8 protein-coding genes are annotated in these 6,870 nt (G+C 63.3%); 4 read left to right on the top strand and 4 right to left on the bottom strand.

Annotated elements, in window-relative coordinates; genetic code table 11:
* Positions 1 to 126: 126 nt before the first annotated feature.
* Complete coding sequence (locus tag BLV07_RS45540) at positions 127 to 717, bottom strand: NADPH-dependent FMN reductase (RefSeq protein ID WP_091899119.1); 591 nt, start codon at positions 715 to 717, stop codon at positions 127 to 129.
* 50 nt (positions 718 to 767) lie between these two features.
* Positions 768 to 1,715, bottom strand: coding sequence for an AraC family transcriptional regulator (locus BLV07_RS45535; protein ID WP_091899118.1), 948 nt, complete (start codon positions 1,713 to 1,715; stop codon positions 768 to 770).
* A 302-nt stretch (positions 1,716 to 2,017) separates the two neighbouring features.
* Here BLV07_RS45535 and BLV07_RS45530 point away from each other — a divergent pair, with 302 nt between their 5' ends.
* The 3 genes from BLV07_RS45530 to BLV07_RS45520 are packed head-to-tail and all read left to right on the top strand — an operon-like array spanning position 2,018 to position 4,640.
* Positions 2,018 to 3,142: a DUF2336 domain-containing protein gene (locus BLV07_RS45530; protein WP_091899117.1), complete on the top strand. Its 1,125-nt coding sequence runs from the start codon at positions 2,018 to 2,020 to the stop codon at positions 3,140 to 3,142.
* The gene (locus BLV07_RS45525; protein ID WP_091899116.1) at positions 3,139 to 3,471 is read left to right on the top strand and encodes a PilZ domain-containing protein; all 333 of its coding nucleotides are present in this window, start codon (positions 3,139 to 3,141) and stop codon (positions 3,469 to 3,471) included. The genes BLV07_RS45530 and BLV07_RS45525 overlap by 4 nt, the downstream gene beginning before the upstream one ends.
* Positions 3,472 to 3,521: 50 nt before the next feature.
* Positions 3,522 to 4,640 carry an HD-GYP domain-containing protein gene (locus BLV07_RS45520; protein WP_091899115.1) on the top strand — a complete coding sequence of 373 codons (1,119 nt, stop codon included), beginning with the start codon at positions 3,522 to 3,524 and terminating at the stop codon, positions 4,638 to 4,640.
* Positions 4,641 to 4,666: 26 nt separating this feature from the next.
* Here the strand turns inward: BLV07_RS45520 and BLV07_RS45515 are convergent, their stop codons facing one another.
* Both BLV07_RS45515 and BLV07_RS45510 read right to left on the bottom strand, forming a co-directional pair.
* Positions 4,667 to 4,870 (bottom strand): hypothetical protein, encoded by a 204-nt coding sequence (locus BLV07_RS45515; protein WP_091899114.1) that lies wholly within the window; start codon positions 4,868 to 4,870, stop codon positions 4,667 to 4,669.
* 134 nt (positions 4,871 to 5,004) lie between these two features.
* Entirely contained in the window at positions 5,005 to 5,682 is a 678-nt protein-coding gene (locus tag BLV07_RS45510) for a nitroreductase (protein WP_091899113.1), read from the bottom strand.
* 116 nt (positions 5,683 to 5,798) lie between these two features.
* On the opposite strand from BLV07_RS45510, the gene BLV07_RS45505 reads away from it, so the two are divergent.
* Positions 5,799 to 6,761, top strand: coding sequence for an alpha/beta hydrolase (locus BLV07_RS45505; protein WP_091899112.1), 963 nt, complete (start codon positions 5,799 to 5,801; stop codon positions 6,759 to 6,761).
* The last annotated feature ends 109 nt before the right edge of the window (positions 6,762 to 6,870 follow it).

Genomic DNA, 6,870 nt, shown 5'->3' with positions numbered 1-6,870 from the left:
CCTGATCCCGGCTCACCCCGGTCTTGAACATGCGATTCGTCATACCGAATCGTACACTCGTTCACCCAAACGGCTAGGATTCTTGCCCAACCTCTTCGCTCCACCCGGGCTACGGGACTCACCGCCTCAATAAGGCGGCGGCTTGCGCGCGCGCTGTGCTTTCGCCGCCTCGATCCACCACGCAAGATCATCGGCAAAGCGCGGGAACGAGCGCTCCAGCGCCTTGCCGCCCTCGCCGACCGGCTCGCCGTCGGCCGACAGCGTCTGCGCGATCGGGCCGACACCGATGGTGCTCGACACCACCACCATGCCCATTTCCGACAGCGTGCCGTGCCAGGCCGTCGCGGCGCGTGCGCCGGACAGTCGGCCGGCGGAATAGCTCGCGATCGCGGCCGGACGCCAGAACCACTCTTCGAGGAAATGGTCGGTGAGGTTCTTCAGGCCGGGCTGGATGCCCCAATTGTACTCGCCGGTAACAAAAACAAATCCGTCGGCGCCGCGGATCTGTCCGGCCAGTTTCTCGAGCGCCTCGGGCGCCGAGCCCTCGGGATATTCCTTGTACATGCGGTCGAGCATCGGCAGACCGATTGCCTTGGCGTCGATGAATTCGACGTCCTCGCCGCGGCTGCGCAGACGATTGATGACGAAATTCGCAAGGCGGATGCCCATGCGGTCGGAACGGTAGGAACCGTAGAGGACGAGAATGCGATTGCTCATGGTCGAACGGTAGCACGAAACCGGCGCTCGGCCCTACTCGATTTGTCAAATTATCGCCCGCGTCCGCGCTCCAGCGTTTGCGATGGCGTCTCGCCGAACTGGTCACGGTAGCTTCGGGAAAAATCGCTGAGATGCCAGAAGCCGAAGGCGAGCGCCACGGCCTTGACGCTGTCCGCCCCGGCGAGCAGCCGCCGTCGCACCAGCCACAGCCGGCGTAGGCGCAAATAGCGGTGCAGGCTCATGCCGCGATAGCGGCGGACGACGTCGTGCATGGTGCGCACGGACAGGCCGAGCTTGCGCGCAATCTCCTCGCTATAGATCGGCTGTGAGAGATCATCGGACAGCAGCGCGCGGATGTCCTGGAACATCTTGAAGTGCCGCTCATCATTGGGCAGCGCGGTCCATCGCGCGCGGACAACGCTCTCAAATGCGCCGTCAACAGCTGCAAGCAGGGATTCCTTCATTGCGGCTGCCTTGAGCGGCACGTCTGATGCGTCTATGGGCTCTGACGCCGCGACCAACACCTCGTGAACCACGCCGCGCAATCGGGCGAGGCTCGCGGCGGTCGTTTCGAAAATCTGGAAGCTCAGGGTTACTCGTGGCCAGCCGCGGTCCGTCACCTCCGGCCTGAACATCACCGAGGCAATTTGCCGCTGCACTTCCTCGATGCTCGTGTAGGCGGCTCCGCCGCTGCCAATGACGACGACTGGGCGCGCGCGCTGCGCGCCATTGAACCGAATAGGAACATCCAGGTCATCCATCGTGAACCCGATCGCCGTGCAACTCTCGATGAGTTGTCCGTCAACCACGCGCGGAAATGCGCGCGTCAAATTTACGTCGCAACCGGGCAGCGACAGAATGGTCTGCTCGGCAGAAATTCTTCGTACGAAAGGCGTGAACTCGAAATCCAGGCCTCGTATGGCGTTCCGAAATTCGTCGACGTCTGAAAAGCGGAATATCTTTGGTGCCAACCTCGGCACGTCATCAATGCTGTTCATGGCAATATGAAATGCACCGTCGTAACCGACGTGTGCATCCGGCAGCGGTACCGGTTCGCTTCCCCCTTCTGTTTCCCGTCGGACCTGAAGAATCAATCCTAATGTGTTGCGATCAGTTGGGAAGGGTCCAGGTGAAAGGACAAGCTGGTGCGTCAAGTCTTGCCAAATTTCGATAGCATTTTCCGAAAATTCGACGGTGCATAAATACCCCGGCATTTAATTTCTAAAATCAAAAATTAACACCTTTGAGGCGCAATAGTCTTCGTTAAATCGTCAAAGTTATTTCGATTCAGGCTCCTGCCATGATGGCAAACTCGCCTGCTGATATTCTGGTCGAGTTGGAAGATGCGGTCGCAACGTGCCCGCTGGATCGCTGCGGTCGCATCCTCGCCGGTATTATACAGCTACTTACCTGCAGTCGTGACGGGCCTCAGCAATTGCTTGCCAATGTGGTCGATGGCGTTCTTCTGCGATTGGCAGAACGGGTTGATGCCTGTGCCCTGATTCAACTCAGCACCGCGCTTGCCGAGCTCAAGGCGGCTCCGCCGAAGACCTTGCTGCGTCTTGCCGCACACCGCGATCCGGACGTGGCGTGCCCTGTCCTGCTCAAATCGAAGACCCTCTCCAGGGTCGATCTCGAGACGATCGCCACCTCGGGCGGCGAACGGCAACGATGCGCCATCGCCGCCCGCGAGCGCGTCGAGCCGCCGCTGACCGAGGCGCTGATCAAGAGCGGAGGCCGCGCCGTCCACCTTGCGTTGATCGGTAATCCCGGGGCCAAGCTCTCGGAGGCCGCCTATTCCACGCTGATCGCCCGAGCCGGGCAGGACGACGAGATCACGAAGGCGCTCGCGCTCAGGCCAGATACGCCCGAGCTCATCGTGCGGAAACTGCTGTCCGCCTCCAAGGGCCAGGAAAGGCCGGCGAAGCTCAACGCCTCATCAACGCCGCCGTACAACGCGACATCGAGCGCAACTGCCACCTTGGCACCGCCCAAGCTGCCCTGCCAGGCGGCCTATGCGAGCGCGAGGCCGGAGATCGTCGCCCTCAACCGCGTCGGCAAGCTCAACGATTCCACCGTCAACCGCTTCGCGATCCGCGGCGAGACCGCCAATCTGTTCACGGCACTGTCGGTGCTCTCGGGGGCGCCGCTCGACATCATCGAGCACATCATGGCCGATGAGGATTGCGAAGGTCTGGTCATGGCCTGCCGCGCTTCGCGGCTGAATTGGCAGACCACGCTGGCCATCCTGAGCAACCGCAGCGGCCGACGGCTTTCCTTTGCCGAGCGCGAACGCGCGCAACGGATCTTCGACACGCTGCTTCTGTCGACCAGCCAATGGACGGTGCGCTGGGGGGAAATCACCGCAAACGCCAAGACAAACGATAGGGCACATCGCAGCGCAAGATTGGGGGACAAGCAATGAGATTCGATGGCCGCAAGGCGGGGCGCGTTCGGATGGATCACCGGCAGCCCGTCAACCTGATGGGCTCAGACGGCACTTGGCGGCGCAGCTGTGTTCTGCTCGACGTATCGCAGACAGGTGCGAAGGTCGAGGTCGAGGGTACGCTGGACGTGCTCCAGGCCAAGGAATTCTTCATGGTGCTGTCATCGACGGGGCTCGCCTTTCGGCGCTGCGAACTGGTCTGGATCGATGGCACCACCGCGGGACTCCACTTCGTCACCGCAGGCGGCAAGAAGAAGCCGGCGAGCGCGCCGGCAACCGCTACGCGGAATTCCGCCGGAAGCAAATAGGCCGAGAATTCATCCCGCACATTGGACCCCACGACATTCCAGGTCAAACCGTGCAGAACCCGCGAACCACGCACAGGCCCCTCGATCGTGACGGCATCCGGGATGCCGAGGAGGCCCGCCCCTTCGTGCATGTGCTGGCCGACACGTCCGACAAGCTGGCGCGTGTCTGCTCGATTCTCGAGGAGCGTTTCGCCATCGCGGGCGAACGGCTCGACGCCGAGGCCAAGCTGTCGCAGGTTCCGTTCGCCATCGTCATCCGCGCAGAGCTTCGCGACCTCGACAACATCGCGGCCATCAAGAAACGGGCCGGCAAATTGGCCAAAGCGAAGAAGCGGATCTTCCTCATCGAGGACACGTCTCACGTCGGCGTTTCGCAAGCCTATGCGCTTGGAGCGACGCTCGTCCTGCCCGGCACGATCAGCCGGGCCAAATTGCTGTTGGCGCTGTCTGATCCGGCCGATCCGTCCTCTGCCTCGTCAGGCGAGACTGCACAGTTTGACGACGCAGCTGAGATCGGGGCAACCGCGTTCGCCTCGATGTTCACGGCGGTCACCCTCGACCAACCCCTCGACGTGGACGGCACCAAGGAAGCCGGCCGCCAGATTGCCGATCGCATCACTGAGCATGGTCTGTCGGAATGGCTCACGACGGTGCGGCGCCATCACGAAGGAACCTATCAGCACTGCCTAATCGTGACCGGTGTCGCCATCGACTTCGGTCTGAGCCTCGGCGTCGGAAGAGCCGATCTGGAGCGCCTCTACTCGGCGGCCATGTTCCACGACATCGGCAAGGCGCAGATCCCGCTCGCCATCCTCGACAAGCCGGGCCGTCTCGATGCCGAAGAGCGCGCCGTGATCGAGACCCACCCGGCCGCTGGCTACGAGTTTCTGAAGGGTCACGGCAAGATTTCGCCGGAGATCCTCGATGCCGTGCGTCATCATCACGAATATCTCGACGGGAGCGGGTATCCGGATGCCCTCTGCGCCGAAACCATTGGCGACATCGTGCGAATTCTCACGATTTCCGACATATTCGCAGCGCTCATCGAGCACCGGCATTACAAGCCGACCATGCCGCGCGCGGAAGCTTACGACATACTGCGCGGGATGGCCGGAAAGCTGGAGAAGGCGCTGGTGACCGCGTTCAAACCGGTCGCGCTCACGAGGTGAGCGCAGCGACGGCGCCGCAAAACCGGCTAGTGCGTCGCGCGGTATTGCGCGCGGTGCGGAATGGAGCGGCAGGCCAGCCCGTCAGCCAGCAGCTTCATGTCCTCGTGCTTGCCGCTGCGGATCAGCCGGCCGAACTCTTCGGGTGTGAAAGGAAGACTTGGATCATCATCGATCGGGCGCCGCACTCGCGGACCGAAAAACCATCGAACCAGGCTAGCCAGCCGCCGCATCTCAATTCCCTCGCGCCAGCAACAAACCTCTCAGTCTGCATATTGTTCCTCCCGCCCCTTCGAGATTGCAAGAGCTTGCCAGCGACTCCGCACCAAAAAAACTTTCGCCAGAGAACAATCTCCTCTTCGTCGTGCTAATCGGCAAAACCCACGTACCGCACGAACTCCTCGTTAAGTTCGCGGTCCGAGCGAACGGCATTCGCGGCAAAGCCGTCGTCGGGATAGCCCATCGCGACGCAGGTCATGATCACCTCGTCCTCCGGAATCTTCGCAACCTCGCGCACGATATCGGAGCGCATGATGCCTTGTCCGTTGATCACCGAACCGAGGCCGCGATCCCACGCCGCGAGCACGATGCCGTAGCAGAGCGCGCCGAGATCGAAATGGCAGACCGCGCCGGGATCGAGCACGCGGTCGTAGGTCAAGACCAGCGAGACCGGGGCGTCGAACTGGCGGAAGCCGCGCAGCACCCAGTCCTGGCGCATCGGCTTGTCGTCGCGCGCGATCCCCATCGCGCCGAACAGCTTCTTGGCGATGTCGACCTGTCGCGTGCGGTGCACGCCCTGGTACTCGCCATGGCTGACGATGTCGCGCCTGACCTTGGCGCCGGCGATCATCTCCTCCATGTTGCGGCGGCGCACCTCTTCCAGCGGTCTGCCGGTGAGCACGTGGACATGCCAGGGCTGGGTGTTCATCGACGACGGCGCGCGCTTGGCGCTCTCGATGATCGCCTCGATCACTGCGCGCGGCACCGGCTCGTTCCTGAAGCCGCGCACGCTGCGGCGCGACTGGACCAGCGTTTCGAATTCCACCTCAAGACCTCCCTGCCCATTTCGTCCGGCGTTGCGCTAGAACCGCCGGTTGCCGATGCGGCGCGCAAAATCTATGCTAACCCGCAAGCAAGACCAAGAACCCTGGAGGACCTGTCATGGCCGCGCCGCTCGATCCTGTGATCGCCGAGATCATTCCGCTCATGCCGATGCGCGATCCTGCGGTCATGACGCCACAGAGCGCCCGCGATTCCTTGCGCGCACTGGCTGCCTCGCGCGCCGCCATCCCTCCACCGCCCGTCGACAGCGTACAGGATATCAAGGTGAACGGCGGCGCCGGCCCGCTCGATGCACGCGTCTATCGGGTCGGCACCACGCCGGCACCGACCGTGGTGTTCTTCCATGGCGGCGGCTGGGTCGCGGGCGATCTCGAAACCCACGACCGGCAGGCGCGCAACCTCGCGATCGAGACCGGCGCGGTCGTCGTCTCCGTCGACTATCGCCGCCCGCCCGAGACGCGCTTCCCCGGCGCCTTCGAGGACGCCTTCGCCGCGGTGAGTGACATCTTCAACCGCGTCGCGGAATTTGGCGGCGATGCAAAGCGCTTCGGCGTTGCCGGCGACAGCGCCGGCGGCAATCTCGCGGCGACCACCGCGATCGCCTGCCGTGACGCCGGCATCAAGCTCGCCGCGCAATTGCTGGTCTATCCCGTGACCGACGTCCTCGGCAGCTATGCGGATGCGCGCGAGAACGCGCGCTATCCCTCGCGCGCCGAGAATGCCGACGGCTACTTCCTCTCCCGCGCGGTGATGGAATGGTTTTGCGGTCATTATCTCGCCGATCCCGGCCATGCTTCGGACTGGCGCGTCTCACCGCTGCGCGCAGCATCCCTCGCCGGCGTCGCGCCCGCCGTCGTGACCACCGCCTGGTTCGATCCGCTGCGCGACGAAGGCGCGGCCTACGCGCGGGCACTGGAGGCCGCCGGCGTGCGCGTGAAACACCATGAGGGCCCAGGCCTGATCCACGGCTATTTCGGCATGGGCGATGCCTCAGACGTCGCGCGCGCCGAGGCGCAGCGTGCACGCGCCGACTTCAAGGCCCTGCTCGCGCGGGGCGTATAGGGATGCGACAAATCCGTAGCCCGGATGGAGCGCAGAGGTTGGGCAAGAATCCTAGCCGTTTGGGTGAACGAGTGTACGATTCGGTATGACGAATCGCATGTTCAAGACC

It is taken from the genome of Bradyrhizobium sp. Rc2d, from assembly GCF_900099855.1.
Taxonomy (GTDB): domain Bacteria; phylum Pseudomonadota; class Alphaproteobacteria; order Rhizobiales; family Xanthobacteraceae; genus Bradyrhizobium.
This window is presented reverse-complemented; position numbering and strand designations above follow the sequence as displayed.

What these genes read in the sequence shown, in the direction of transcription:
- BLV07_RS45540 (WP_091899119.1), bottom strand. Translation starts at nt 717, where the DNA reads ATGAGCAATCGCATTCTCGTCCTCTACGGTTCCTACCGTTCCGACCGC.
- BLV07_RS45535 (WP_091899118.1), bottom strand. Translation starts at nt 1,715, where the DNA reads ATGAACAGCATTGATGACGTGCCGAGGTTGGCACCAAAGATATTCCGC.
- BLV07_RS45530 (WP_091899117.1), top strand. Translation starts at nt 2,018, where the DNA reads ATGATGGCAAACTCGCCTGCTGATATTCTGGTCGAGTTGGAAGATGCG.
- BLV07_RS45525 (WP_091899116.1), top strand. Translation starts at nt 3,139, where the DNA reads ATGAGATTCGATGGCCGCAAGGCGGGGCGCGTTCGGATGGATCACCGG.
- BLV07_RS45515 (WP_091899114.1), bottom strand. Translation starts at nt 4,870, where the DNA reads ATGCGGCGGCTGGCTAGCCTGGTTCGATGGTTTTTCGGTCCGCGAGTG.
- BLV07_RS45505 (WP_091899112.1), top strand. Translation starts at nt 5,799, where the DNA reads ATGGCCGCGCCGCTCGATCCTGTGATCGCCGAGATCATTCCGCTCATG.